Origin of the sequence: Caballeronia terrestris (assembly GCF_001544515.1) — a bacterium.
GTDB lineage: Bacteria > Pseudomonadota > Gammaproteobacteria > Burkholderiales > Burkholderiaceae > Caballeronia > Caballeronia terrestris.
Genome location: NZ_FCOL02000018.1, coordinates 54,917 through 80,283, shown reverse-complemented (window position 1 = coordinate 80,283; position 25,367 = coordinate 54,917). Strand labels below are relative to the sequence as shown.

Below are 25,367 nucleotides of genomic sequence, written 5' to 3'. Positions count from 1 at the left end.
GAACATGAATCAGATGAATCCCGCCTTCGTGATGCCCGACGTGCAAAGCACGCCCGACACCCGCCAGATTCCGATCCAGCGCGTCGGCGTGAAGGGCGTGCGCTATCCGCTGACCGTGCGCACGCAAAGCGGCGAACTGCAGCCGAGCATCGGCGTGTGGAATCTCGACGTTCACCTGCCCGCCGAGCAGAAGGGCACGCATATGTCGCGATTTGTCGCGCTGCTCGACGAACATCGCGCGCCGCTCGATCAGGCCGCGTTCGGCACGATGCTTGCTTCGATGCTGGCGAAGCTGGAAGCGCAGGCGGGGCGCATCGAGGTGTCGTTTCCGTATTTCGTGATGAAGACGGCGCCGGTGTCGGGCGTCGAGAGCCTGATGGACTACGAGGTGACGCTGACGGGCGAATTGCGCGACGGCGAGACGCGTATGTCGCTGAAGGTGCTCGTTCCGGTCACGAGCCTGTGCCCGTGCTCGAAGAAGATTTCGCAGTACGGTGCGCACAATCAGCGCTCCCACGTGACGATTTCCGCTGAACTCGCCAGCGATATGCCCGTGGAGGATTTGATCCGGGTCGCGGAGGAAGAGGCGTCGTGCGAGTTGTGGGGCATGCTCAAGCGGCCCGACGAGAAGTTCGTCACCGAGCGGGCGTATGAGAATCCGAAGTTCGTCGAGGATCTGGTGCGCGATGTCGCGACGCGGCTGAACGAAGACGCGCGGATCGTCGCTTATGTGCTGGAAGCCGAGAATTTCGAGTCGATTCACAATCACAGCGCGTATGCGGTGATTGAGCGGGACAAGCGCGGCTGAAATCCCTCGCTTTGACGCAGAAAGAAAAGCCGGTCGCGAGATCGGCTTATTCGTTTACGCCGTGATCCTCTCAAGCGCCGACGGCCCGCCGCGCACCGCGTCGAGCAAAATCGACGCGAGCCGTTCGATCGGCGCGGGCGCCGTCGCCGAGGCGCGTTCGAGCGTCAGCGGGATCGTTGGCAGCGATGGGAGGCCGGACTCCTGCGAATCGAGGGCGCGCACGGTCGACGGCAAACCGTAACGCGTGCGCACCGTCACCCCGAGCCCCGCGGCCGCCGCGGCCCACAATCCGGCGAGACTCGGACTCGTGAACGCCACGCGCCATTCGATCCCCGCGCGATCGAGCGCAGCGGTCGCGGCGCTGAAAAAGAGACACTGCCGGTCGAACGCGACGAGCGGCAGCGGCTCACCCGCATCGCGCGAAAACGGCACCGCTGACGAGCCGATCCAGCACATCGGCGGCACCGCGATCGGCTCCGTCGAACCGCCCCAGACAAGCGCAAGATCGAGCTGATTCGTCTCGATGCGCTCCATCAGTTCGGCATTACGCGCGACCCGCGCTTCGATCCGCACCTTCGGATGCGCCCGCGCAAAGCGCCCGAGCACGTCCGGCAGCACGACCTCGCCGAAATCCTCCTGCAAGCCGAGCCGAATCCAGCCCTCCAGATCGACGCCGCGCATCGCGACGACGGCTTCGTCGTTCAGTTCGACGAGCCGCCGCGCGTATCGCAGCATGATCTCGCCGGCTTCGGTCAGCGCCAGACCGCGGCCTGATTTGCGAAAAAGCGTCGTGCCCGCCTGCTCCTCGAGCTTGCGGATCTGCGCGCTTACCGCCGACGTCGAGCGGCCGACGCGATCCGCCGCCTTCGCGAAACTCCCCAAATCCATCCCCGCGACAAAGCTGCGCAGCACCGCGAGATCGAATGACACTTGGTTCATGGTCAACGTCCTGTTTTATCGAACTATCGATACCAAAATTTCCGATATTCAGGACGATCCTAACGCGCGACACTGCTCCGGTCAATTTCAGGAGAACAGGATCATGGCGACATCGCTGACATGGCAGTCGAACGCGCACGACGAAGGGCATCGCTGGAAAGTGCTGGCCGTCGGCGTCGCGGCCAACGCGAGTTTCTCGGCGGCGGCAGCCGGCATCCCGACGACCGCCATCTGGCTGCGCTCGGCGTATCACCTCGGCAATGCGGAACTCGGCCTCGTGCTCGGCGCGATGGGGCTGGGCGTCGCGCTGTCGGAACTGCCGTGGGGCATGCTCACTGACCGCTGGGGCGACCGCCCCGTGTTGCTCTCCGGCCTCGCGGCCACCGCCGCCGCACTTTTTGCGATGGCGTTGTTTCTCGCGCCGTCGGCGGGGGACGCGGTGCCCGCGCTCGGCTGGCTCGTCGCCGCGATGTGCGTGACGGGGTTGGTCGGCGGGAGCGTCAACGGGTCGAGCGGGCGCGCGGTGATGGCGTGGTTCCGCGAAGGCGAGCGCGGCCTCGCGATGAGCATCCGCCAGACGGCCGTACCGCTCGGCGGCGGGCTCGGCGCACTTTTGCTGCCGTGGCTCGCGGCTTCGTCCGGATTCGCGGCCGTGTACGGCGTGCTCGCGGCGATGTGCGCGGTATCGGCAGGGTTTGCGTGGCGCTGGCTGCACGAAGCGCCTTATTCACAAGCCGCACCGGGCGCCAGAAAAGGCGGCGAGCCCCTGCGCGACCGGCGGATCTGGCGCATCGTGCTCGGCATCGGCATTCTGTGCTCGCCGCAGATGGCCGTGCTGACCTTCGCGACCGTCTTTCTGCACGACGCCGCGCACCTCGGCATCGCGGCGATCAGCGGGACGATGGCCGCCGTCCAGATCGGCGCGATGGCGATGCGTGTCTGGAGCGGGCGTTTAACCGATCGTCGCGGGAACCGGCGCGCGTATCTGCGCGGCTCGACGATCGTCGCCGCCGCTTCGTTCATCGTGCTGGCACTCGCGTTTGCGTTCGGACACGCGTCGGGCGCGCTGCTGATGGCACTCGTCGCGTTCGCCGGGATTTGCGTGTCGGCGTGGCACGGCGTCGCGTACACCGAACTCGCGACGCTCGCCGGTACCGAACGCGCCGGCACCGCGCTCGGCATGGCGAACACAGCGGTCTACTTCGGACTGTTCCTTACGCCGCTCGCGATTCCGCATGTGCTCGCTGTGGGCTCGTGGGGCACGGTATGGTTCGTCGCAAGCGCCGTCGCGCTCGCCGCATGGCCATTGTTTCCGAGGCCCGCGCGACCTTAAACTGGCTGTCCCAAAATAAAAAGCGGAGCCATGCCGTGATCCTGATCGGCCAATACGATTCACCGTTCGTGCGGCGCGTCGCCATCGCGTTGACGCTTTACGGGATGCCCTTCGAGCACAAGCCGTGGTCCGTCTTCGGCGATGCCGACAAGGTCGCGCCGTTCAATCCGCTCGTCCGCGTGCCGACGCTCGTCCTCGATTCGGGCGAGGTGTTGATCGAAAGCGCGATGATCCTCGACTATCTCGATGAAGAAGCGGGCGAAGCGAAACGAATGATGGCGGCATCAGGCCCGGCGCGGCGTCAGGCGCAGAAGATCTGCGCGCTCGCGACGGGTCTCGGCGACAAGGCCGTCGCGCTCGTCTATGAGCGTGTGCTGCACAAGGAAGAGTCGGAAGTGTGGGTGAAACGTTGCACGGGGCAAGTGGAGCGCGTGCTGGACGTGCTCGAAGCCGACCGTGCCCCGCGCGCGACGCCGTACTGGTTCGGCGATGCGATCGGCCACGCGGATATCGCGGTGGCCTGCGCGCTGCGTTTTGCTCGCGAGGCGCATCCGGCGCTCTTTACGCCGACCCGCTGGCCGACGCTGATCGCGCACGCGGACAAGTGCGAGGCGCTGCCCGCGTTCAAGGCGATCGTGCAGCCGTTCAATCCGCCGAGTTAGGCGGTCGCGAGCGAAGTGAGGTCCCAGCGCGGCTTGACGGTGAACGCGTAGTCGCGCACGGCCTGCTCGGGCCAGCGCGTGAGACGCAGCGCGCCGGCGAGCGCGATCATCGCGCCGTTGTCGGTGCAGAGCGACAGATCGGGATAGTGGACGTCGAAGCGGCGCTTTTTCGCCGCCGCCGAGAGCGCCTCGCGCAGCTGCCGGTTGGCACCCACGCCGCCCGCCACCACGAGGCGATTCAGCCCCGTGCGCTTCAGCGCCGCGAGCGATTTCGCGACGAGCACGTCGACGGCGGCATCGACGAAACCGCGTGCCAGATCCGCCTTCGCCTGCTCGCAGACGTTCGCGCCGAGCTTGCGACTCTGCGTGAGGACGGCGGTTTTCAGGCCGCTGAAGCTGAAATCGAGGTCGCCGGAATGCAGCATCGGGCGCGGCAGCGTGATGGCGCCCGGCGTGCCGAATTCCGCCATCCGTGAGACTTCGGGGCCACCCGGGTAGCCCAGGCCGAGCAGCTTGGCGGTTTTGTCGAAGGCTTCGCCAGCGGCGTCGTCAAGCGTTTCGCCGAGCGTTTCGTACTCGCCGACGTCGGTCACGCGCATCAGTTGCGTGTGCCCGCCCGACACCAGCAGCGCGACGAATGGAAACGGCGGCGGTTCATCCACCAGGAGCGGCGAGAGCAGATGCCCTTCGAGATGATGGATGCCGACGGTCGGTTTGTCCCACGCCATCGCGAGCGAATTCGCGATGCTCGCGCCCACCAGCAGCGCGCCCGCGAGGCCCGGGCCCTGCGTGAACGCAATGGCGTCGATGTCGCCGCGCGCCGTGCCCGCTTCGGCCATCACCTGTTCGAGCAGCGGCAGTGCCCGCCGGATGTGATCGCGCGACGCGAGTTCGGGCACGACGCCGCCGTATTCGCGATGCATCGCGATCTGCGAGTGCAGCGCGTGCGAAAGCAGGCCGCGCTCGGTGTCGTAGAGCGCGAGGCCGGTTTCGTCGCAGGAGCTTTCGATGCCGAGAACTAGCATGGGATTGGGGGTCAGGGTAACGTCAAAGTATAGCAGCGGGGCCCTTTGCGCGTTTCCGGTCAAGGGCTTGGCGAGGGCGCCCCGGTTACAATGCGCGCCATGAAATCCTTCGATATCGCCGTCATCGGCGCCGGCGCGGCGGGCATGATGAGCGCCGCGGTCGCAGCACAAAGCGGCCGCCGCGTCGTGCTGATCGACCACGCCGAGCGTCTCGCCGAAAAAATCCGCATCTCGGGCGGCGGGCGCTGCAACTTCACGAACATCAACGCGGGACCGGCGAACTTTTTGTCGGCGAATCCGCATTTTTGCCGCTCGGCGCTCGCGCGCTACACGCCACGCGATTTTCTGGCGCTGCTCAAGAAGTACCGCGTCAGTTGGCACGAGAAGCACAAGGGCCAGCTTTTTTGCGACGACTCCAGCGAATCGGTCATCGACGTCCTGAAAAGCGAGTGCGACGGCGGCCAGGTGGCGTGGCGCCGTCCGGTGACGGTCGATGCGATCCGCCGCGACGGCGAGCGCTTCGCGCTGGACACGACCGCCGGCACGATCGACGCCGCCGCGTTGATCATCGCGACCGGCGGCCTGTCGATCCCGAAGATCGGCGCGACGGATTTCGGCTATCGCGTCGCGAAGCAGTTCGGCCACAAGCTCATCGATACGCGTCCGGCACTCGTCCCGCTTACCTTCGCCGCCGACGACTGGGCGCCGTTCTCGGCGCTGTCGGGGCTGTCGGTGGCGGTGGAGTTGAGCACGGGCAAGGGCAAGACGCGCGGTGAGTTCTCCGAGGATCTGCTGCTCACCCATCGCGGGCTCTCCGGCCCCGGCGTGCTGCAGATTTCGAGCTACTGGAATCCTTCTGAGCCAATTCACATCGACCTGCTGCCGGGCCTCGATCCGGCTGAAACGCTGGTCGTTGCAAAGGCCGGCTCGAAAAAGCAGATTGGCACATTTCTGTCCGAGCACGTACCGGCGCGCCTCGCGCATACGTGGCTCGAAGCGCAACGCGTGCCCGCCGACGCGCGCCTGGCCGATCTCCCCGACCGCACGCTCAAGGCGATCGGTGAGTCGTTGTCGCGCTGGACGCTCACCCCGAACGGCACCGAAGGCTATCGCAAGGCGGAAGTGACGCGCGGCGGTGTCGATACGCGCGAGCTTTCTTCTGCGACGATGATGAGCGCGCGCGTCCCCGGCCTCTATTTCATCGGCGAGGCGGTAGACGTTACCGGCTGGCTTGGCGGCTACAACTTCCAGTGGGCGTGGGCATCGGGCGTGGTGGCGGGGCAAGCCGCCGCCGAATTCGCCCGCGAACAGGCGTTGCGCGACTCCGTATAGAGCAGCGCTACGAGCCTTGCGGCGCGGCGCTTGCAGGGTTTGCCGCTATCTCGAAACGGCACTATCGAACTGCTATACTCGATTGAACCATCGGGTCGATCGGCGCGGGCTGAATACGAAGCGTAAAAATGCCCGAACGCGCGAATCAGGAGACGCGAAGCGAACAGTCACATTGAAACGCGACAAGGAAGCTCCATTTGTTTCGCACCAGCCGGCCTGTTCGCCACTCCACGGTCCCGCTTGAGGAAGCATCCCAAGCGGGTTTTTGCTTTATTTCGCGCGGTTTTTCCAAGCGTTCGAAGCAAAAGCCGCCGGCCCAATCTTTTCAAAAATTGCAATTGCACGGGTAAATGATGAGCCTCAAGGACCAGATCAGCGACGACATGAAAAACGCGATGCGCGCGCGGGAAACCGAGCGCCTCGGAACTATTCGCCTGTTGCTCGCCGCGATCAAGCAGCGTGAGGTCGACGAGCGCGTCACCCTTGACGACGCCGCCGTGACCGCCGTCATCGACAAGATGATGAAGCAGCGCAAGGACTCGATCAGCCAGTTCCAGGCCGCCGGCCGCGACGATCTGGTCGCAAAGGAAAGCGCCGAGCTGACCGTGCTCGCCGCCTACATGCCGGAGCAACTCTCGGCGGAAGCGATCGCGGCGGAAGTCGCGGCCGCCGTCGCCGCGACGGGCGCCGCCGGCCCGCAAGACATGGGCAAGGTGATGGGCGTGCTGAAGCCGAAGCTCGCGGGCAAGGCCGACATGACGGCCGTCTCGGCGCAGGTGAAAGCGGCGCTGACGAAGTAAGCGCGTTTCCACGGTGATTCCGCACGCTTTCCTGCAGGACCTGCTCAACCGCGTCGATATCGTCGACGTGGTGGGCCGCTTCGTCCAGTTGAAGAAGGGCGGCGCGAATTTCATGGGGCTTTGTCCGTTCCACAACGAGAAAAGCCCGTCGTTCACGGTCAGCCCGACCAAGCAGTTCTATCACTGCTTCGGTTGCGGCGCGCACGGCACGGCGATCAGCTTTCTCATGGATCACACCGGCCTCACGTTCCCGGAAGCCGTCAAGGAACTCGCGCAATCGTGCGGGCTGACCGTGCCGCAGGAACCGTCTTCGTTCAGGGGCGGCAGCGGCGAAGGCTACGCGCCCGGGCCGAGCAAGGCCGTGAGCGTCGCGCTGACCGAAGTCATGCAGGCTGCCTGCGATTTTTATCGCAAGCAGTTGCGCGGCGCGCCGAATGCGATCGCGTACCTCAAAAAGCGCGGGCTGACGGGCGAGATCGCCGCGCGCTTCGGCCTCGGCTACGCGCCCGACGGCTGGCAGAACCTCGAAACCGCATTCCCCGACTACCGCAGCGACAATTTGGTCGAGGCGGGACTTGTGATCGTCAGCGAGAAGAACGACGCGCAGGGCCAATCCCGTCGATACGACCGTTTCCGCGAACGCGTGATGTTCCCGATCCGCAACGTGAAGGGGAACGTGATCGGCTTCGGCGGGCGCATTCTCGACAGCGGCGAGCCCAAGTATTTGAATTCGCCCGAAACGCCGCTATTTAGCAAGGGCAGCGAGCTTTACGGGCTGTTCGAGGCGCGTCTCGCGATCCGCGAACTGGGCTATGTGCTGGTCGTCGAAGGGTATATGGACGTCGTGGCGCTCGCGCAACTCGGGTTCGCGAACGCCGTCGCGACGCTTGGCACCGCGTGCACGCCGGTCCATGTCCAGAAGCTGTTCCGGCAGACGGAGACGGTCGTCTTCAGTTTCGACGGCGATTCGGCCGGACGGCGCGCCGCCCGCCGTGCGCTTGAAGCGTGCCTGCCGCACGCCGCCGACAACCGCACGATCCGTTTCCTGTTCCTGCCGAAGGAGCACGATCCGGACAGTTACGTGCGCGAATTCGGCGCGGATGGTTTCGGCGAACAGGTCGACCGGGCGATGCCGCTGTCGCAGTTTCTGCTCAACGAAGTGCTGAACGATAAGGAGCTGGATCAGCCGGAAGGCCGCGCGAAGGCGCTGTTCGACGCGAAGCCGCTTCTGCAGGCGCTGCCGGCGAACGCGCTGCGGGTGCAGATATTGCACATGCTGGCAGACCGGCTCTCGACGCCATTTGCGGAAATCGCCGCGCTCTGCGACATCGATTCGCGCGCGGCGGCGGTCGCGCGCCGCGCGGTGCCGAAGAGCGAGCGTCGGCGCGTGACGGGCCAGGAGCAGCGGGCGCTGCGCAATCTGGTGATGTATCCGAGCATCGCGAAAGCGCTCGACCAGGAGAGCGAGCAGACGCTCGTCTTGATGACCGAGCATGGCGAGCTGTTCGGCGAAGTGATCGGCCATGCACGCGAACTCGGGGCGGACGCGGAGTTTCCGGTGCTCAAGGATCTCCTGCAAAACGGTCCGAATGCGCCCACGTACGAAGATATCTTTCAGGAAATTCTCGCCTATGATGAAAATGGACGGGATTTGATGATCGATCCGGCGGACGAAAGCGCGTCCGAAAGGGTCCAGGAACAGAAGAAACTGCTCGCCGAAGAGCTGCAGGCGACGGTTATCAAGCTGCGCCACGACAGCTATCGCGCGCGACTGGACCAGCTGGCGCGGCAGGCGACGCTGTCGGCGGAGGAAGTTGCCGAGTTCAGCGAGCTCTCGGCCAAGGCTGCACAGATCAAGGCGGCGCGGGTTGTGAGCCGGGATAGCTAGACCGGCGATGCTATAATTTCAGGTTTTCAGCAAGTTGTTTTTTCTGAGTTTGTTTTCCTTGTACGGCGCCCGCATATCAGCTTGAAGATGTGTTAAGGGCACAGGCGAAAAAGGCAAATGGCAAAGACTACGAGCGGGAAGAAAGTGACAGGACACGGCGGCTCGACGGAGCCGGACCGGGCAGTGGCCCCCACGGGGGTTCCCGGTGCGTCAACTTCCTCCTCCGGTGAATCGAAGGCCCGTGCCGAACCGCGCGACGAGGCGCGTTCGAGGAAGAGGGCGCTGGCTGAACTGGCTGGGAAGAAGGCGTCCGCTACGTCGGTGAAGGCCGTGCGTGCTCCGGAGGACCCCGGCCGGGCGGATACGATCGCAGACGAACAGACGGGCATAAGGGAAGCGGCTGCTATTGAGGGACGGAGCGAGGGTCGAAGTCATCGCGAACGCGATGGCCCGCGGCACGACCCCGGGCAGGGCACGCGGGACGAAGTAGCGCGCGCACATTCAGATTCCACGGTTCCATCGGCTGCCGTCCAGCAGCCGCGAGTCGAGACTAAAGCCGGCACGGCGAATTCCATGACGAAAAAGCTGAACGAAGTACCCGTCGAAGACGACGCAACGCAAAACGCAGAGCCCGCCGTCGCCGCTCCGCCGGCCAAGGTGGAAAAGGTGAAGGCACGCGATCGCCGCGCGAAGGAAAAAGCGCTGCTGAAAGACGCGTTCGCTTCCGCCGCGCCCGGCACGCTCGAAGAACTCGAGGAGCGCCGTTCGAAACTGCGCGCGCTGATCAAGCTCGGCAAGGAGCGCGGCTTCCTGACGTACGCGGAAATCAACGATCACCTGCCCGACAACTTCACGGAAACGGAAGCGATCGAAGGGATCATCAGCACGTTCAACGACATGGGCGTCGCCGTCTACGAGCAGGCGCCCGATGCCGAGACGCTGCTCCTGAACGACAACGCGCCCGCCGCCTCCACCGACGACGAAGTCGAGGAAGAAGCGGAAGTCGCGCTGTCCACCGTCGATTCCGAATTCGGCCGCACGACCGATCCCGTGCGCATGTACATGCGCGAAATGGGTACGGTCGAGTTGCTGACGCGCGAAGGCGAAATCGAGATCGCGAAGCGGATCGAAGACGGCCTGAAGCACATGGTCATGGCGATCTCCGCCTGCCCGACGACCATCGCCGATATCCTCGCGATGGCCGAGCGCGTGCAGAACGAAGAGACGCGCGTGGACGAACTCGTCGACGGCCTGATCGATCCGAACGCCGCCGACGCCGACGGTTTCTCCGAGCAGGAAGCGGAAGCGATCGAAAGCGAGGACGAGGAAGAGGCGACCGAGGAAGAGAGCGACGACGAGGAGGAAGAGGACGAAAGCACCGCGCAAGCGAATGCCAACGCGGCTCAGCTCGAAGCGCTCAAACGCGCGTCGCTGGAGAAGTTTTCGCTGATCAGCGAATGGTTCGACAAGATGCGTCGCGCCTACGAGAAGGAAGGTTACAAGTCGAAGGCGTATCTGAAGGCGCAGGAAGCCATCCAGACCGAGCTGATGTCGATCCGCTTCACGGCGCGCACCGTCGAGCGTCTGTGCGATACGCTGCGCGCGCAGGTCGACGAAGTGCGTCAGGTCGAGCGGCAGATTCTGCATACCGTCGTGGACAAGTGCGGCATGCCGCGCGCCGAATTCATCGCCCGTTTCCCGGGCAATGAGACGGATCTCGACTGGTCGGAAAAGGTTGTCGCGGAAGGGCACGGCTACAGCGCGATCCTCGAGCGCAACGTTCCGGCGATCCGCGAGCAGCAGCAGCGTCTGCTCGATTTGCAGGCGCGCGTCGTGTTGCCTTTGAAGGACCTGAAGGAAACCAACCGCCAGATGGCGGCGGGCGAACTGAAGGCGCGTCAGGCGAAACGCGAAATGACCGAGGCCAACCTGCGTCTCGTGATTTCGATTGCGAAGAAATACACGAACCGCGGCCTGCAGTTCCTCGACCTGATCCAGGAAGGCAACATCGGCCTGATGAAGGCGGTGGACAAGTTCGAATATCGTCGCGGTTACAAGTTCTCGACGTACGCGACGTGGTGGATTCGTCAGGCGATTACGCGGTCGATTGCGGACCAGGCACGCACCATCCGGATTCCGGTTCACATGATCGAAACGATCAACAAGATGAACCGGATTTCGCGGCAGATTTTGCAGGAAACCGGTCTCGAGCCGGATCCGGCGACGCTTGCCGAGAAGATGGAGATGCCGGAAGACAAGATCCGCAAGATCATGAAGATCGCGAAGGAGCCGATCTCGATGGAAACGCCCATCGGCGACGACGACGATTCGCATCTCGGCGATTTCATCGAGGACACCAACACGGTCGCCCCGGCCGATGCCGCGCTGCACGCCAGCATGCGCGACGTCGTGAAGGACGTGCTCGATTCGCTGACGCCGCGCGAGGCGAAGGTGCTGCGCATGCGTTTCGGCATCGAAATGAGCACGGACCATACGCTCGAGGAAGTCGGCAAGCAGTTCGACGTGACGCGTGAGCGGATCCGTCAGATCGAGGCGAAAGCGCTGCGCAAGCTGCGTCATCCGAGCCGTTCGGACAAGCTCAAGTCGTTCCTCGAAGGGAACTGAAAGGCCCTTGTTTTGTGAGGCGTTGTGAGGCAAACTCGCAACCCTCGCAGAGCGGGCGCATTGTTCCGATGTAACGAAAAAGCGCCGCCCGGCGCTTTCTTTTTGCCCTTTTTCCTCAAAAGGGCCGGAAGCTTAATTGGTATAAGCTGTCGACTCATAATCGACCGATAGTGGGTTCGAGTCCCACCCGGCCCACCATTCTCGTCCCTGTGCCCCCGGCGCTTCGCCGCCGCTGTGCCCCTCTCGCGCAACGAGCGCACACTAGAATTCTTGTCAGCGGACGCGGTCTTTATCGCCGAAACATAAGGCCATCTGAATGAATCAGATAAGAATGTTTTGCTATCGTTTATGAATGATCTGGTCCAGCATGATTGGACCTACGAGTGCAAAAGGAGTGAGACAAATGGAAAACACAGCAGACTTGAAGCGCTACGACCTGTTGATCGGCGGGGAATCCGTGCCGCCGAGCGGCGGTGACTACTCGATCAATCTCGATCCCGCGACCGAGCAGCCGATCGCGCGCGTCGCGCAGGGCACTGCCGCCGACGTCGATCGCGCGGTTGCTGCCGCGCGCGCCGCGCTCAAGCCGTGGAACGCGATCCGCGCAAGCGAGCGCGGCCGCATCCTGATGCGCTTCGCCGAATTGCTGCGTCAGAACCAGGAGGAAATCGCCGCCGTCGAGAGCCTCGACTGCGGTAAGCCGATCGCGGGCGTGCAGCGTCAGGACGTGCCCGCCGCCATCGATACGCTCGCCTACTACGCCGGCTGGTGCGACAAGATCAACGGCCAGGTCGTGCCGGCGCGCCCCGACGCGCTCACTTACACGGTGCGCGAGCCGGTCGGCGTGGTCGCGGCGATCGTCCCGTGGAACTTCCCGCTGATGATCGGCATGTGGAAGATCGCGCCGGCGCTCGCCTGCGGCTGCACGCTGATCGTGAAACCGGCCGAAATCACGCCGCTCTCGGCGCTGATGATCGGCAAGCTCGCGCTCGAAGCGGGCGTCCTGCCGGGCGTGCTGAATATCGTCACCGGCAAGGGATCGGTGGTCGGCGACGCGCTCGTAGCGCATCCGGGCGTCGACAAAATCACGTTCACCGGGTCGCCGTCAGTGGGGCGCGGCATTCTGCAGGGCGCCGCGAGCAACTTCAAGCGCGTGACGCTGGAACTCGGCGGCAAGTCGGCGAACGTGATTTTCGCCGATGCCAACCTCGACGCCGCCACCCGCGCCGCCGCCTCCGGCATATTCTTCAACGCGGGGCAGGTGTGCTCGGCGGGCTCGCGCGTGCTGGTGCAGCGCGCGGTCTACGACGACGTCGTCGAGATGCTGGCGCAGCGCGCCAAGTCGATCAAGCTCGGCGATCCGTCGCAGCGCGAGACCACCATGGGCCCGCTGATTTCGTCGAAACAGATGAAGACGGTGCTCGATTACGTCGATATCGGCAAGGGCGAGGGTGCGTCGCTCGTGACGGGCGGACGGCGCACCGGCGAGCGCGGCTATTTCGTCGAGCCGACAGTGTTCGCGAACGTCGCGCACGAAATGCGCATCTCGCAGGAGGAAATCTTCGGCCCGGTGGTAAGCGTGATTCCCTTCGACGACGAAGCCGACGCCCTGCGCATCGCCAACGGCACCGCCTACAGCCTCGCGGCGGGCGTGTGGAGCGCGGACATCGGCCGCGTGCACCGGATGGCGGCGGAGCTGAAGGCGGGCACCGTCTGGGTCAACACGTACGGCTACACGGACGTGCGCCTGCCGTGGGGCGGCTCCGGCGATTCGGGTTTCGGGCGCGAACATGGCGATGTTGCCATCGAAAACTTCACCGAGCCAAAGGCGATCTGGGTGTCGCTGACGCCTTGAACCTAAGCAAGGAGCGGCCCGCGGGCCGCTCAGAATCGCAAAAAAGCCGTTCAAACGTGAACGGCTTTTTTGATCAAATGCAATCAAACGCTTCAGGCATGCGCAACCGATTGCTCGTTGCGCGAACGCCAGAGCCGCGCGCGGCGGGCGCTGTCGTCGTTCTTCACGGTGTTCGCCCGGCACGCTTCCAGCACCGCGTTCTTCCTGTCGACGATCGCCTGGCACAGGAAATCGGCGCTGTAGGCCGTCAACAAATGCGGGCAGTGCGACTCGATGTACTGCGCAATCCGGACGTAATCGCTGTCGGCGGCGGCGAGGGCGCGATAGGTGTCGGCGTCCCAGCGGAACATGAGGTCGAGTTCTTCGAAGGCGTTGTTGTACGCGCAGAGTTGCGCCTGGATTTCGCGGTCGTCGCTGTGAGTGGCGTGGATCATGGTCGTCTCCTGTTCCTGTTTGGCCGTGAGGGGTTACATGCAGGATAAGAAGTTCGATCCATATACGACAGTTAAAGTTTTTTCGAATAACGATAAGTAAAACTTTATGAATTCGGCCTGCCGGTTTCTGCACCGATATGGGTGATTTCCTCGATCTGCGCCGCGCCTTCTTCGATGAGGAATTCCTTGAACGCCAGCGCGACCGGCGGCAGGCGCTTGTTGTTCCGGTGCACGACGAACCAGTTGAGCATCACGGGAAAGCCCGCGACATCGAGCACGGCGAGTTTGCCGACCTGTAGTTCCATGCTGATCGTGTGCGCCGATAGAAAGCTGATGCCCATGCCCGCGATCACGGCCTGCTTGATCGTCTCGGTACTGGTGATTTCCATCGCGATATTCAGGTTCGGCAGCCGCCCGGCGAAGCCTTCCTCCATCGAATTCCACGTATCCGATCCCTTCTCGCGGACGATAAACGGCTCCTCCGCAAGCGCTTCGAGCGGAATATTCGTCTTGCCGACGAGCGGGTGATCCGGCGGCGCGACGATCACGTACGGATGCGGCGCAAACGAAACGTTCGCCGTGTCCATGTCCTTCGGCGGACGGACCATGATCGCGAGATCGGTCAGATTGTCCGTCAACTGATGTAGCAGTTCCTCGCGATTGTGCACTGCGAGATTGAGGCGCACGTCGGTGTTGCGCTTCGTGAAGGCGGCGAGCAGGCGCGGGAAAAAATAATCGCCGGCGCTGATCACCGCGACGTTCAGCGTGCCGCCGGAAATGCCTTTCAGCCGCGCCATCGCGTCGTCAGCTTCGCGGAACTGTTCGAGAATGGCGCGGCTGTAATGAAGCATTTCATTGCCAGCCGGCGTCAGATAGATTTTCTTGCCGAGTTGCTCGAAAAGCGGCAGACCCGCGTGCTCCTCCAACTGCTTGACCTGGGTCGAAACGGCAGGCTGCGTAAGGTAGAGCTCCTCGGCCGCCCGCGAAAAACTCAGGCGGCGCGCGACGGTTTCGAAGATCTTCAACTGTCGCAGCGTGGCATTGCGCATCACGGCGAAGCCCTCCATCCATACACGATGGCTAACTTATACAATAAATTTTTCTAACTTTCCCTAATCGTTTTTCTCCCCCACGATGCTTTCACGTTCCGCGCAAGTTGTAAGCGGACCGTCGTTCATCGGCGTGGAAAGCCGTGCTTTGCCCCGAGCACACGTAAACCACGAGCGATGTGGGCAGTGCAGCAAAACGACTGCGTCCGACGTGCGCCGCCAGCCTGCGCCGCATGGCTTTAGCATTTCCCCTGACAGACCGACCGCTGCTGCATCGGCAAAAATACGCCGGTGATCCTGCATCAAATCAAGCGCCGCACGAGCGCTGAAAACGAAAATCGGAGACAGACATGGCAAACGCAGGCACAGTCACGCCCGGGCATTCGCTCGGCCGTCACCACAATCGATGGATTCAACTGGCGATCGGCATCATCTGCATGGGGCTCGTCGCCAATCTGCAATACGCTTGGACGCTCTTCGTCATTCCGATGGACGCCAAGCACCACTGGGGACAGGCGGCGATCCAGACCGCGTTCACCATCTTCATCGTCACCGAAACCTGGCTCGTTCCCGTCGAAGGCTGGCTCGTCGACAAGTTCGGGCCGCGTCCCGTCGTGATCGGCGGATCGATCTGCGCGGCGCTCGGCTGGATCATCGACGCCCACGCGACGAGCCTCGTGCATCTCTATATCGGCGCGGTCGTGGCGGGCGTGGGCGCGGGCTGCGTGTACGGCACCTGCGTCGGCACGGCGCTCAAGTGGTTCCCGGACAAGCGCGGCCTCGCCGCTGGCCTCACGGCCGCTGGCTTTGGCGCGGGCGCGGCCGTCACCGTGATTCCGATCTCCAACATGATCCAGAGCTCGGGCTACGAGCAGGCGTTCATGTTCTTCGGCATCTTCCAGGGCGTGTGCATTTTCCTGCTCGCGCTGATGCTCGTGCGGCCGAATCCGCCCGCTTTCGCGGCGCCGGCGAAGCGCATCGTCGCGACGAAAATCGACTACACGACGGGTCAAATGGTGCGCTCGCCGCTCTTCTGGGTGCTGTACCTGATGTTCGTGTTCGTCGCGGCGGGCGGCGTGATCGCGACCGCGCAGCTCGGACCGATCGCGAAGGAATACGGCTTCGCGACGATGCCGGTGAACCTGCTCGGTGTGACGCTGCCGCTCCTCACGATGGCGCTCTCCATCGACAACCTCTGCAACGGCTTCACGCGTCCGCTGTGCGGCTTCATCTCGGACAAGATCGGTCGCGAAAACACGATGTTCTTTATCTTCATCGGTGAAGGGCTCGCGCTGCTCGGCCTGATGGAGTTCGGTCACAACCCGTATCTGTTCATCTTCTTCGCGGCGATGACGTTCCTCTGCTGGGGCGAAATCTTCTCGATCTTCCCGGCGACCTGCGCCGACACCTTCGGCAGCAAGTACGCAGCGGCCAACGCCGGCACGCTGTACACGGCGAAAGGCACGGCGTCGATGCTGGTGCCGCTCGCCTCGGTGCTCTCCGCGATCGGCTCGTGGAACGCGGTGTTCATCACGGCGGCCGTGATTTCGATTGCGGCGGGCCTGTGCGCGAAATTCGTGCTCGCGCCGATGAGAAAGCGCTGGATCGAGAACACGGTCGCGCAGACGTCGTCGTCCGGTTCGATGGATGCGTCGTTCAAGGCCGCCTGGGTGGATACGCCGAGCAAGTCGTCCGCGCAATGAGTGTCGAGGGGTATGACATGCGTGATGTGCCGTCCGATGTCGCGCATGTCCCGAAATCGCTCAGCGTGTCGATGCATCAATTGCGGCTTTTCATCACGCTCGCGCGGCATCGCAGCTTCACCCGCGCGGGCGACGAATACGGCATCACGCAGTCGGCAGTGAGTCGCAGCATCCGCGAACTCGAGGACGAAATCGCGCTGCGGCTTTTTGATCGGACGACCCGCCAGGTCGCACTGACCGATGCCGGGCGCAGGCTGCTCGCGCGCGTGGCGCCGCTCGTCGAAGAACTCGAAGCGGCGTTGCGCCCCGGTTTCGACGACGAGAGCGAAGCGGGCGTCGTGCAGCTCGCGAGCAGTTCGAGCCTGACGGCGAGCGTGCTGCCCGCGCTTTTCGCCTCGTGTCAGGCGCGCTATCCCGAATTGTCGATTGCGCTTGTGGATCGGCCGCAGGGCACGGTGCTGCAACTCGTGCGCGCGGGCGAGGCGGACCTGGGAATCGTGATCGTGGGCGAAGAGTCGCAAAACTTCGATGAACTCGTCGCCGAGCCGCTCTTCCACGATCCGCTATGCGCGCTCGTGCCAGCGCGGCATCCGCTCGCCGCGCAGACGAGCGCGAACTGGCGGATGCTGCGCGGCGCATCGCTCCTCACCCTCGACGACGATACCGGCAGCCAGGCCGCCATCGACCGCGCGCTCGCACTGCACGAAGTCGCTGATGTGACGCGTCAGCTGCTCGCGCAAGCAGCATCGGTCGCGCGGATGGTCGAAGCGGGGCTCGGCATTGGCGTCCTGCCGATGCACGCGTGCGCGTCGACCGGGCGCGGCGTGCAGGCGATCGCGCTCGCGCCCGCCGTGTCGCGCACCGTCATGCTCGTGCGCCGGCAAAGCCGCGCGCTGCGGCCGGGCGCGGCGAATCTGTGGGCGCATTTCGTGGCGTCATCGACGGCGCAGCGTTCGGGCGCGTCCGTGCCGCAGGCTGTCGAAGCCTGATTTTCCTCGAGGCGCGACCGCCTCGCTTCACACCTGAACTTCTACGCAAAACCCGCGAAACATGCGGGTTTTGGCGTACCCCAACCCTCACGATTCGCCTTGTTATGAGGCTATGTGGAATGTAGTATGTTGTATATCAGAAGGCAAAATCATCCTAAGGAGACGAGCATGAAGATCTGCGTTTACGGAGCGGGTGCAATCGGTGGCTACATGGGCGCGCAGCTCGCGCGTGCCGGAGCGGATGTCAGTTTCGTCGCACGCGGGCCGCACCTCGCGGCGATGCAGGCGAACGGCGTACGCCTGCAAATCGACGGCGAGGAGCACACCGTCAAGGTGCGCTGCACGAATAACCCCGCAGAACTCGGGCCGCAGGACTACGTAATCATCGCTTTGAAGGCGCATTCGGTGCCGAGCGTCGTCGATCTGATGCCGCCGCTGCTCGGGCCGAACACGTCGGTCGTCACCGCGGTTAACGGCTTGCCGTACTGGTACTTCTACAACCACGGCGGCGCGCTCGCCGGCACGACGCTGCAAAGCGTCGACCCGGGCGGCAAGCAATGGAACGTGCTCGGACCGGAACGCGCGATCGGCTGCGTGCTGCTGCCGGCCGCCGAGATCGCCGAGCCGGGCGTGATCAAGCACGTCTACGGAAAGAAATTCCCGATCGGCGAGCCGAGCGGCGAGATCACGCCGCGCCTGCAGGCGTTCCACGACATCATGGCCGCCGCCGACATGGAAGCGCCGATGCGCGACAACATCCGCGACGAAATCTGGCTGAAGCTTTGGGGCAACCTCTGCTTCAACCCGATCAGCGCACTGACGCACGCCACGCTCGACGTCCTGACGAGCGACCCGGGCACCCGCGCGCTGTCGAAGGCGATGATGCTGGAAGCCAAGGCGATCGGCGACAAGATCGGCGTGAACTTCCGCGTCGATGTCGAGAAGCGCATCAACGGAGCGGGCGCGGTGGGCGCGCACAAGACATCGATGCTGATGGACTGCGAAGCCGGCCGTCCGATGGAAATCGATCCGCTGATGACCGTCGTGCAGGAAATCGGCCGCTTGGTCCACGTCGAGACGCCGATGCTCGATGCGGTTCTCGCATTGATCAAGCTGCGCGAAGGCGTGAATCAGGGCACAGCCAAGCCACGAGCGCCTGTCGAAACGCAGAAAGCGGCCTAAACTGGGTATTAAGCCGTCACTGTTGTTTGTGATATACAAGATGCAAAATATGTTGCGTCCTGCTGCGACGCAACATATACTGAAGGCTCTTAAGTACTTACCCGGAGCCTTGAAATGAGCATCGCACTTGTAGTCATCTTGGGAATCGCATTGGTAGCCATGGGTGTCGGCGTTACGTTTATGATTGCATCGGCAGTGCCGCAAGCGATGTTGCAGCGCGCACAGGATCACGGTCGCTTTGCCGGCTTGGCGGCGGACGATCAGAACGGCGGCTCGGGCAAGCGTGTCTCGGCCGGCCAGCCGCACTTGGGAAATCGAACCATCAATGCCATCTGATACTCAATCTGTAGACAGACCCGACGTCCGTCCGCATGGACTGACGCTTTCGCTGGAACCGATCAATGCCACGGTTTCGCTGCGCGACCAGGCGTACGCGAAATTGCGGCAGGCGATCGCCGAAGCGGACATCTATCGTTCTCGCGAAGAGATTCGGCTCGACGAAAAAGAGCTGACCGAAGCGCTCGGCGTCAGCCGCACGCCGATCCGCGAAGCGATGACGCTGCTCGAGCAGGAGGGTTTCCTCCGCACGGTGCCGCGCCGGGGCGTATACATATTGCGCAAGACGAAGCGTGAAATCGTCGAGATGATTCATATGTGGGCGGCGCTCGAGAGCATGGCGGCGCGCTTGGCCACGCAGCGCGCGACGGACGAGGAAATCGCCCGCCTGCGCCACATGTTCGACAATTTTCGCGACGCGACGCCCGCCGAGCACATCGACGAGTATTCGGAAGCGAACATCGCGTTCCATCAGGCGATCGTGCAGCTAGGCAAGTCGCAGATCATTTTCGATACGATCAAGAACATTTTTGTGCACGTCCGCGCGATCCGGAAGATGACGATTTCGCAGAGCGACCGCGCGTCGCGCTCGATCGTCGATCACATGCGGATCATCGAGGCGCTGGAGAAGCGCGATACGGAGCTGGTCGAGCGGCTCGTTCGGCAGCATTCGCTCGATTTGGCCGCGTTTGTTGAAGCTAATTGCGATTTTTTGGATTGACGCGTTAGTTAGACGCGCTTGAACGATCAAGGCCGCCCGGTGAATCAAATCGCCGGGCGGCCTTTGTTTTTAGCCCATCGCCTTCCACATCGTCTCACCCAGCGCCGCCGGCGAATCTGCAACGAGAATCCCCGCCGCCTTCATCGCGTCGATCTTCGCGCTCGCCGTCCCTGATCCGCCCGAGATAATCGCGCCCGCGTGTCCCATCCGCCGCCCGGGCGGCGCCGTCGTCCCCGCGATGAATCCGACAACCGGCTTCTTCGTCCCGGAATCCTTCAGAAACTGCGCCGCTTCCTCCTCGGCCGATCCGCCGATCTCGCCGATCATGATGATCCCCTCGGTCGCATCGTCGTCGATGAAAAGGGACAGGCAATCGATGAAATTCGTCCCGTTCACCGGATCGCCGCCGATGCCGATGCACGTCGTCTGCCCGAGCCCGGCCGCCGTCGTCTGCGCCACGGCTTCGTAGGTCAGCGTCCCCGAGCGCGACACCACGCCGATCTTCCCCGGCCGGTGGATGTGCCCCGGCATGATGCCGATCTTGCACTCGCCCGGCGTAATGACGCCCGGACAGTTCGGCCCGACGAGCCGGCTCGCCGATCCAGCCAGCGCGCGCTTCACGCGCAGCATGTCGAGCACCGGTATGCCCTCGGTGATGCAGACAATGAACGGCACCCCGGCGTCGATCGCTTCGAGGATCGCGTCGGCGGCGAAGGGCGGTGGCACGTAGATCACCGACGCCTCGGCGCCGGTTTTCGCGACGGCATCCGCGACGGTATCGAAGACGGGTAAATCGAGATGCGTCGTGCCGCCCTTACCCGGCGTCACGCCGCCGACCATCCGTGTGCCGTACGCGATCGCCTGCTCCGAATGGAACGTGCCCTGCGCGCCGGTGAAGCCCTGGCAGATCACCCGCGTGTTTTTGTCGATCAGAACGCTCATGTGCTGTCCCCTTCAATGGCGTGCGGCGGCGACGGCGCTGACGATCTTGTCAGCGCCGTCGGCGAGGTTGTCGGCGGGAATGATCGTGAGGCCTGAGGCGCTCAGGATCTCGCGGCCCGCGTCCACGTTCGTGCCGGCGAGGCGCACGACGAGCGGTACGCACAGGCTCACTTCGCGCGCCGCCGCGACCACGCCCTCGGCGATCACGTCGCAGCGCATGATGCCGCCGAAGATGTTGACCAGAATCCCTTCGACTTTCGGATCGCGCAGGATCAGCTTGAATGCCGTCGAGACGCGCTCGCGCGTCGCGCCGCCGCCGACATCCAGGAAATTGGCGGGCTCGCCGCCGTAGAGCTTGATGATGTCCATCGTCGCCATCGCGAGGCCGGCGCCGTTCACCATGCAGCCGATGTTGCCGTCGAGCTTCACGTAGTTCAGGCCGTGTTTCGCCGCCTCGATTTCGGTCGGCTCTTCCTCGTCCTCGTCGCGCAGGGCTTCGATATCGGGATGACGGTAGAGGGCGTTGTCGTCGAAATTAAGCTTGGCGTCGAGCGCGATCACGTCGCCCGCACTCGTCACGACGAGCGGATTTACCTCGACGACCGACGCATCCAACTCGACGAACGCCTGATACAGCGCGCCGATGAACTTCGACGCCGCGCCGATTTGCTTGCCCGTCAGCCCGAGCCCGAACGCCACCTGGCGCGCGTGGAACGGCTGCAGTCCCGTGGCCGGATCGATCGCGACCTTCAGAATCTTCTCAGGCGAGTGATGCGCGACCTCCTCGATTTCCATGCCGCCTTCGGTCGACGCCATGATCGTGATGCGCGACGTCGCGCGATCGACGAGCATGCCGAGATACAGCTCGCGCGCGATGTCGCAGCCTTGCTCGACGTAGAGGCGCTTGACCTCCTTGCCCGCCGGGCCGGTCTGCTTCGTGACGAGCACCGACGACAGCATTTTCTGCGCGTTCGCGCTCACGTCCTCGACCGATTTGACGACACGCACGCCGCCTTTGCCGTCGGGGTCGTTGGTGAAGCGGCCGGCGCCGCGCCCGCCTGCGTGAATCTGCGATTTGACGACCCAGACCGAGCCGCCGAGCGCGTGCGCGGCGTCGGCGGCTTCCTGCGCTGAAAACGCGACGCGGCCGTCCGGCACCGCCACGCCGTACTTTCGCAGCAGCGTTTTCGCCTGATATTCGTGGATGTTCATTGCGTCTCCTGATCCTCTGATGGGAATGAGCGCGAGCTGTCGAAGAAGCCGAAGTCTTGCGCTGAAATATGATATATCACATTTCACGAACGCCAAAAACGGTTTTGGGCAAGAGAAGAAGGCTAGAAGATGTAAGCGGACGCTTAGCGCGAAGATAAGGAGATATGTGGCTCAGACTACGTTGTTGCAATGCAGGATCGTCGCAAGAGAACCTAGCAAGCATAAGCCTGAGCGACGTGCTGCATCGCAATACAGGGTTTCCGAGATGCGTCGAACGCTTGACTAATACTGTGTCTGGAATATTGTATATCACAACTGTGAGGCAGCTTGACAAGGCCAGGGGCCAAAGAAAGCTGTCCACGCGCTGTCGCAACGGCGCCGACGAATGTGCAAAAACGATAGGGAGACGGTTATGAGCAAGGCACTGGATGGTGTGCGCATCCTCGATTTCACGCACGTTCAATCGGGTCCGACCTGCACGCAGTTGCTTGCGTGGTTCGGCGCGGATGTGATCAAGGTCGAGCGCGCGGGCGCGGGCGATATCACGCGCGAGCAGTTGCGCGATATCCCCGACGCCGACAGCCTCTATTTCACGATGCTCAACCACAACAAGCGTTCGATCACCATCGATACGAAGAATCCGGAAGGCAAGAAGGTTCTCGAATCGCTCGTGAAAAAGTGCGACGTGCTGGTCGAGAACTTCGCGCCGGGCGCGCTCGATCGCATGGGCTTCACGTGGGAGCGCATCCAGGAACTGAATCCGAAGATGATCGTGGCATCAGTGAAGGGCTTCGGCCCCGGCCCGTACGAGGACTGCAAGGTCTATGAGAACGTCGCGCAGTGCGCGGGCGGCGCGGCATCGACGACGGGGTTCGACGACGGCCCGCCCGTCGTCTCCGGCGCGCAGATCGGCGATTCGGGCACGGGGCTGCATCTCGCGCTCGGTATCGTCGCGGCGCTCTTTCAGCGCAACACCACCGGTCGCGGCCAGAAAGTACTGGCCGCGATGCAGGACGGCGTGCTCAACCTCTGCCGCGTGAAACTGCGCGACCAGCAGCGGCTCGAGCGCACGGGCGTCATGAAGGAATATCCGCAGTTCCCGAACGGCACCTTCGGCGACGCCGTGCCGCGCGCCGGCAATGCGTCGGGCGGCGGCCAGCCGGGCTGGATTCTGAAGTGCAAGGGCTGGGAAACCGATCCGAACGCGTACATCTACTTCATCACGCAGGCGCCGGTGTGGGGCGAAATCTGCAAGGTGATCGGCAAGGAGGAATGGATCGACCATCCCGACTACAAGACGCCCGCCGCGCGCCTGCCGCACCTGAAGGACATTTTCGCGGAAATCGAGCGCTGGACGATGTCGAAGACCAAGTTCCAGGCGATGGAAATCCTCAACAAGCACGACATTCCGTGCGGCCCGATCCTGTCGATGAAGGAAATCGCGGAGGACGAATCGCTGCGCAAGACGGGGACGATCGTCGAAGTGGATCATCCGGTGCGCGGCAAGTATCTGACGGTCGGCAACCCGATCAAGCTCTCCGACAGCCCGACCGAGGTCACGCGTTCGCCGCTGCTCGGCGAGCATACCGACGAGGTGATGGCCGAACTCGGCTACAACGCCGACCAGATCGCGACGCTCAAGAGCCTGGGCGCGATCTGAGCACGTTTCCTATTTCACCTTCGAGGATTTCTTCGTGACCAACTGGATTCGCTTTCGCGACGCCGAGGGCCGCATCGGCTTCGGCACGCTCGATCAGCACGCCACCCGCGTCCTGCAATACGACGGCAACATTTTTGACAAACCCAAGCCGACGAACCACTCGTTCCCGGTGAAGGAAATGACGCTGCTCGCGCCGTGCGAGCCGACGAAAATCATCGCGCTCTGGAACAACTATTACGCGTTGTCGCAGAAGCTCGACAAGGCGCCGCCGCAGCATCCGCTTTTCCTGATCAAGCCGCCGATGTCGGTGATCGGGCCGGGCGCGGACATTCGCCGGCCGAAGAGTTATCAGGGCAAGATCGCGTATGAGGGCGAACTTGGCATCGTGATCGGCAAGACGTGCAGCAACGCCACGCCCGAAGAAGCCGAGGCCGCGATCTTCGGCTACACCTGCGTGAACGACGTCACCGCGGTCGAACTGTTGCAGGAAGACCCGAATTTCGCGCAGTGGTGCCGTTCGAAGGGTTTCGACACGTTCAGTTGCCTCGGACCGTCGATCGTGACGGGTTTCGACTGGCGCGGCGCGCACGTCGTGACGAAGGTCGACGGCGTCGAGCGCCAGAACTATCCGCTCGACGACATGATCTTCACACCCGCCCAACAGGTTGCGATGATCTCCGCCGACATGACGCTCGTCCCCGGCGACGTGATCATGTGCGGCACGTCGATCGGCGTCGGCTCGATCAAGGACGGCGCAAGCGTCGATGTATCGATCGACGGTATAGGCACGCTCACGAACCGGCTCGCGATCTAGCCATGTTCGAAGCTGCCGGCGGCGTGGTGTGCGTTCTGGCGGTCGTCGCGACGATGGAGGCGCTTCGCCTCTCGACGGCGCGGCGGCGCGTGCTGTGGGAAATCGGCGCGCTGGGCGCGGGCGTCGTCGTGGCGCAAGCGCTTGGCGGGAGCGAGAGTGCGGTGCTGTCGGTGATCGTCGCGCTTGCTATCGCGGGGTGCGCGGCGGCGGTGTGCCGGCACCTCGGGTTGGACCGCGCGCCGCGTCTGACGCACTTGCAGGGCCCAATCGCGGCGGCGGCGCTCGCCTCGACGCTTTTCGGGCCGTCGGACACACCGCTTTTCGCTGTCCTGGGCGCGGCAGGTGCGCTGGCGGGCGTGGCGGCACTCGCCCGGGCTCGTCGCTTCGCCCCAAACGACTCGCTGCATTTCGCGTGCGCGGGCGTGTGCGCGGTGATCGGCTATGTGGCAGGGCACGAGCAGGGCGTGCTGGCGGTCATGATCGTCATCGCGATGGCCGCGCTGATCGCCTTCCACCTGACGATGGCGCTCGCCGGCACGGCCTGGCCCGCACTCGTCTCGACGATGAACGGCATCGCCGCGTGTTCCGTGGTCGCAGCCGGAGTCGTCACGGGCAACGGCGCGCTGCTGGTAACGGGCGTGGCGCTCGCGATCGGCTGCGCCGCGTCGCACGCGAGCGCGATTGAGTCGCGTGGGCCCTATCTGTCGAAATAAAAAGCAAAACGGCGGTCCGCATTCAAAAGGACCGCCGTTTTTACATTCGACAACAAATCGTCAACGATCCCGATTCCACAGCGCACCGAGCACGAAGCCGACCGCCGCCGCGATCAGCACGCCGTTGATCGGCTGGCTGACGACGGCTGTACGGACGTTGTCGATGGTCTGGCCGTAGCTCTGCTGAAGCGAGCCGAGTGCCTGGCGCGCCTTGCCTTCGACCTGGGTCGAGGCATCGCCGGTAATGGCGCCGACGGCGTCCTGCACCTTGCCCACGACGTTCTGCGCCGCGCCTTCTACCTGATCCTGCACCATGGTGCCTCCCGTTCTGGATGATTGCGTGTT

General features: G+C 63.7%; 23 protein-coding genes and 1 tRNA gene. 17 read left to right on the top strand and 7 right to left on the bottom strand.

Going from position 1 to position 25,367, the window contains the following annotated elements; translation table 11 throughout:
• The first annotated feature begins 4 nt into the window (after positions 1–4).
• Positions 5–808, top strand: coding sequence for a GTP cyclohydrolase FolE2 (gene folE2 / locus AWB67_RS17050; protein WP_087657423.1), 804 nt, complete (start codon positions 5–7; stop codon positions 806–808).
• 54 nt (positions 809–862) lie between these two features.
• Here the strand turns inward: folE2 and AWB67_RS17045 are convergent, their stop codons facing one another.
• Positions 863–1,747, bottom strand: coding sequence for a LysR substrate-binding domain-containing protein (locus tag AWB67_RS17045; RefSeq protein ID WP_087657422.1), 885 nt, complete (start codon positions 1,745–1,747; stop codon positions 863–865).
• A 103-nt stretch (positions 1,748–1,850) separates the two neighbouring features.
• On the opposite strand from AWB67_RS17045, the gene AWB67_RS17040 reads away from it, so the two are divergent.
• Together AWB67_RS17040 and AWB67_RS17035 are read left to right on the top strand one after the other, a co-directional pair.
• Positions 1,851–3,080: an MFS transporter gene (locus tag AWB67_RS17040; protein WP_087657472.1), complete on the top strand. Its 1,230-nt coding sequence runs from the start codon at positions 1,851–1,853 to the stop codon at positions 3,078–3,080.
• Between the two features lie 35 nt (positions 3,081–3,115).
• On the top strand, positions 3,116–3,742 hold the full coding sequence (locus AWB67_RS17035) for a glutathione S-transferase family protein (RefSeq protein WP_087657421.1): 627 nt from the start codon (positions 3,116–3,118) through the stop codon (positions 3,740–3,742).
• On the opposite strand, the gene tsaD is transcribed toward AWB67_RS17035, so the two are convergent.
• The gene (gene tsaD / locus AWB67_RS17030) at positions 3,739–4,767 is read right to left on the bottom strand and encodes a tRNA (adenosine(37)-N6)-threonylcarbamoyltransferase complex transferase subunit TsaD (RefSeq protein ID WP_087657420.1); all 1,029 of its coding nucleotides are present in this window, start codon (positions 4,765–4,767) and stop codon (positions 3,739–3,741) included. The genes AWB67_RS17035 and tsaD overlap by 4 nt on opposite strands.
• Positions 4,768–4,866: 99 nt before the next feature.
• Here tsaD and AWB67_RS17025 point away from each other — a divergent pair, with 99 nt between their 5' ends.
• The 6 genes from AWB67_RS17025 (at position 4,867) to AWB67_RS17000 (ending at position 13,267) form a co-directional block, all read left to right on the top strand.
• Positions 4,867–6,099 (top strand): BaiN/RdsA family NAD(P)/FAD-dependent oxidoreductase, encoded by a 1,233-nt coding sequence (locus AWB67_RS17025; protein WP_087657471.1) that lies wholly within the window; start codon positions 4,867–4,869, stop codon positions 6,097–6,099.
• Positions 6,100–6,452: 353 nt separating this feature from the next.
• Positions 6,453–6,899 (top strand): GatB/YqeY domain-containing protein, encoded by a 447-nt coding sequence (locus AWB67_RS17020; protein WP_087657470.1) that lies wholly within the window; start codon positions 6,453–6,455, stop codon positions 6,897–6,899.
• A gap of 13 nt (positions 6,900–6,912) precedes the next feature.
• Positions 6,913–8,787, top strand: a complete 1,875-nt coding sequence (dnaG, locus tag AWB67_RS17015; protein ID WP_087657419.1) for a DNA primase — start codon at positions 6,913–6,915, stop codon at positions 8,785–8,787.
• 573 nt (positions 8,788–9,360) lie between these two features.
• A complete protein-coding gene (gene rpoD / locus AWB67_RS17010) occupies positions 9,361–11,412 on the top strand; it encodes an RNA polymerase sigma factor RpoD (protein ID WP_374729826.1) in 2,052 nt (683 codons plus the stop codon).
• 121 nt (positions 11,413–11,533) lie between these two features.
• A tRNA-Ile gene (locus tag AWB67_RS17005) sits at positions 11,534–11,610 on the top strand.
• 205 nt (positions 11,611–11,815) lie between these two features.
• Positions 11,816–13,267: an aldehyde dehydrogenase family protein gene (locus AWB67_RS17000; protein ID WP_087657417.1), complete on the top strand. Its 1,452-nt coding sequence runs from the start codon at positions 11,816–11,818 to the stop codon at positions 13,265–13,267.
• Positions 13,268–13,359: 92 nt separating this feature from the next.
• Here AWB67_RS17000 and AWB67_RS16995 read toward each other — a convergent pair whose 3' ends face one another.
• On the bottom strand, positions 13,360–13,701 hold the full coding sequence (locus AWB67_RS16995; protein WP_025527847.1) for a hypothetical protein: 342 nt from the start codon (positions 13,699–13,701) through the stop codon (positions 13,360–13,362).
• A 104-nt stretch (positions 13,702–13,805) separates the two neighbouring features.
• Positions 13,806–14,750, bottom strand: coding sequence for a LysR family transcriptional regulator (locus tag AWB67_RS16990; RefSeq protein WP_087657416.1), 945 nt, complete (start codon positions 14,748–14,750; stop codon positions 13,806–13,808).
• Positions 14,751–15,100: 350 nt separating this feature from the next.
• Between AWB67_RS16990 and oxlT the strand changes: the two genes are divergently transcribed.
• The 5 genes from oxlT (at position 15,101) to AWB67_RS16970 (ending at position 19,681) form a co-directional block, all read left to right on the top strand.
• Positions 15,101–16,453 (top strand): oxalate/formate MFS antiporter, encoded by a 1,353-nt coding sequence (gene oxlT, locus AWB67_RS16985; protein WP_087657415.1) that lies wholly within the window; start codon positions 15,101–15,103, stop codon positions 16,451–16,453.
• Between the two features lie 17 nt (positions 16,454–16,470).
• The gene (locus AWB67_RS16980; RefSeq protein WP_087657414.1) at positions 16,471–17,442 is read left to right on the top strand and encodes a LysR family transcriptional regulator; all 972 of its coding nucleotides are present in this window, start codon (positions 16,471–16,473) and stop codon (positions 17,440–17,442) included.
• 168 nt (positions 17,443–17,610) lie between these two features.
• A complete protein-coding gene (locus tag AWB67_RS16975; RefSeq protein WP_087657413.1) occupies positions 17,611–18,624 on the top strand; it encodes a 2-dehydropantoate 2-reductase in 1,014 nt (337 codons plus the stop codon).
• Positions 18,625–18,738: 114 nt separating this feature from the next.
• Positions 18,739–18,960 carry a hypothetical protein gene (locus AWB67_RS39545; RefSeq protein WP_125477610.1) on the top strand — a complete coding sequence of 74 codons (222 nt, stop codon included), beginning with the start codon at positions 18,739–18,741 and terminating at the stop codon, positions 18,958–18,960.
• Positions 18,950–19,681: a GntR family transcriptional regulator gene (locus AWB67_RS16970; protein ID WP_087657412.1), complete on the top strand. Its 732-nt coding sequence runs from the start codon at positions 18,950–18,952 to the stop codon at positions 19,679–19,681. The genes AWB67_RS39545 and AWB67_RS16970 overlap by 11 nt, the downstream gene beginning before the upstream one ends.
• A gap of 69 nt (positions 19,682–19,750) precedes the next feature.
• Here AWB67_RS16970 and sucD read toward each other — a convergent pair whose 3' ends face one another.
• Together sucD and sucC are read right to left on the bottom strand one after the other, a co-directional pair.
• A complete protein-coding gene (sucD, locus tag AWB67_RS16965; RefSeq protein WP_087657411.1) occupies positions 19,751–20,623 on the bottom strand; it encodes a succinate--CoA ligase subunit alpha in 873 nt (290 codons plus the stop codon).
• 12 nt (positions 20,624–20,635) lie between these two features.
• Complete coding sequence (gene sucC, locus AWB67_RS16960; RefSeq protein ID WP_087657410.1) at positions 20,636–21,835, bottom strand: ADP-forming succinate--CoA ligase subunit beta; 1,200 nt, start codon at positions 21,833–21,835, stop codon at positions 20,636–20,638.
• A 412-nt stretch (positions 21,836–22,247) separates the two neighbouring features.
• Between sucC and frc the strand changes: the two genes are divergently transcribed.
• Genes frc through AWB67_RS16945 form a run of 3 tightly spaced genes read left to right on the top strand, consistent with a single transcriptional unit; the run spans position 22,248 to position 25,022 of the window.
• Positions 22,248–23,495 (top strand): formyl-CoA transferase, encoded by a 1,248-nt coding sequence (frc, locus tag AWB67_RS16955; protein ID WP_087657409.1) that lies wholly within the window; start codon positions 22,248–22,250, stop codon positions 23,493–23,495.
• A gap of 34 nt (positions 23,496–23,529) precedes the next feature.
• On the top strand, positions 23,530–24,309 hold the full coding sequence (locus AWB67_RS16950) for a fumarylacetoacetate hydrolase family protein (RefSeq protein ID WP_087657408.1): 780 nt from the start codon (positions 23,530–23,532) through the stop codon (positions 24,307–24,309).
• 2 nt (positions 24,310–24,311) lie between these two features.
• The gene (locus AWB67_RS16945) at positions 24,312–25,022 is read left to right on the top strand and encodes a hypothetical protein (protein ID WP_087657407.1); all 711 of its coding nucleotides are present in this window, start codon (positions 24,312–24,314) and stop codon (positions 25,020–25,022) included.
• A 60-nt stretch (positions 25,023–25,082) separates the two neighbouring features.
• On the opposite strand, the gene AWB67_RS16940 is transcribed toward AWB67_RS16945, so the two are convergent.
• On the bottom strand, positions 25,083–25,337 hold the full coding sequence (locus tag AWB67_RS16940; protein ID WP_087657406.1) for a CsbD family protein: 255 nt from the start codon (positions 25,335–25,337) through the stop codon (positions 25,083–25,085).
• Between the last annotated feature and the right edge of the window lie 30 nt (positions 25,338–25,367).

Excerpts from the sequence above, each read along its gene's own strand:
- AWB67_RS16975 (WP_087657413.1), top strand. The coding sequence starts at position 17,611 with ATGAAGATCTGCGTTTACGGAGCGGGTGCAATCGGTGGCTACATGGGC.
- folE2 (WP_087657423.1), top strand. The coding sequence starts at position 5 with ATGAATCAGATGAATCCCGCCTTCGTGATGCCCGACGTGCAAAGCACG.
- AWB67_RS16940 (WP_087657406.1), bottom strand. The coding sequence starts at position 25,337 with ATGGTGCAGGATCAGGTAGAAGGCGCGGCGCAGAACGTCGTGGGCAAG.
- AWB67_RS17025 (WP_087657471.1), top strand. The coding sequence starts at position 4,867 with ATGAAATCCTTCGATATCGCCGTCATCGGCGCCGGCGCGGCGGGCATG.
- frc (WP_087657409.1), top strand. The coding sequence starts at position 22,248 with ATGAGCAAGGCACTGGATGGTGTGCGCATCCTCGATTTCACGCACGTT.
- AWB67_RS17045 (WP_087657422.1), bottom strand. The coding sequence starts at position 1,747 with ATGAACCAAGTGTCATTCGATCTCGCGGTGCTGCGCAGCTTTGTCGCG.
- AWB67_RS16980 (WP_087657414.1), top strand. The coding sequence starts at position 16,471 with ATGCGTGATGTGCCGTCCGATGTCGCGCATGTCCCGAAATCGCTCAGC.
- AWB67_RS17020 (WP_087657470.1), top strand. The coding sequence starts at position 6,453 with ATGAGCCTCAAGGACCAGATCAGCGACGACATGAAAAACGCGATGCGC.
- sucC (WP_087657410.1), bottom strand. The coding sequence starts at position 21,835 with ATGAACATCCACGAATATCAGGCGAAAACGCTGCTGCGAAAGTACGGC.
- sucD (WP_087657411.1), bottom strand. The coding sequence starts at position 20,623 with ATGAGCGTTCTGATCGACAAAAACACGCGGGTGATCTGCCAGGGCTTC.
- AWB67_RS16970 (WP_087657412.1), top strand. The coding sequence starts at position 18,950 with ATGCCATCTGATACTCAATCTGTAGACAGACCCGACGTCCGTCCGCAT.
- AWB67_RS17040 (WP_087657472.1), top strand. The coding sequence starts at position 1,851 with ATGGCGACATCGCTGACATGGCAGTCGAACGCGCACGACGAAGGGCAT.
- AWB67_RS16990 (WP_087657416.1), bottom strand. The coding sequence starts at position 14,750 with ATGCGCAATGCCACGCTGCGACAGTTGAAGATCTTCGAAACCGTCGCG.
- AWB67_RS16995 (WP_025527847.1), bottom strand. The coding sequence starts at position 13,701 with ATGATCCACGCCACTCACAGCGACGACCGCGAAATCCAGGCGCAACTC.
- rpoD (WP_374729826.1), top strand. The coding sequence starts at position 9,361 with ATGACGAAAAAGCTGAACGAAGTACCCGTCGAAGACGACGCAACGCAA.
- AWB67_RS39545 (WP_125477610.1), top strand. The coding sequence starts at position 18,739 with ATGAGCATCGCACTTGTAGTCATCTTGGGAATCGCATTGGTAGCCATG.
- oxlT (WP_087657415.1), top strand. The coding sequence starts at position 15,101 with ATGGCAAACGCAGGCACAGTCACGCCCGGGCATTCGCTCGGCCGTCAC.
- tsaD (WP_087657420.1), bottom strand. The coding sequence starts at position 4,767 with ATGCTAGTTCTCGGCATCGAAAGCTCCTGCGACGAAACCGGCCTCGCG.
- AWB67_RS16945 (WP_087657407.1), top strand. The coding sequence starts at position 24,312 with ATGTTCGAAGCTGCCGGCGGCGTGGTGTGCGTTCTGGCGGTCGTCGCG.
- AWB67_RS17000 (WP_087657417.1), top strand. The coding sequence starts at position 11,816 with ATGGAAAACACAGCAGACTTGAAGCGCTACGACCTGTTGATCGGCGGG.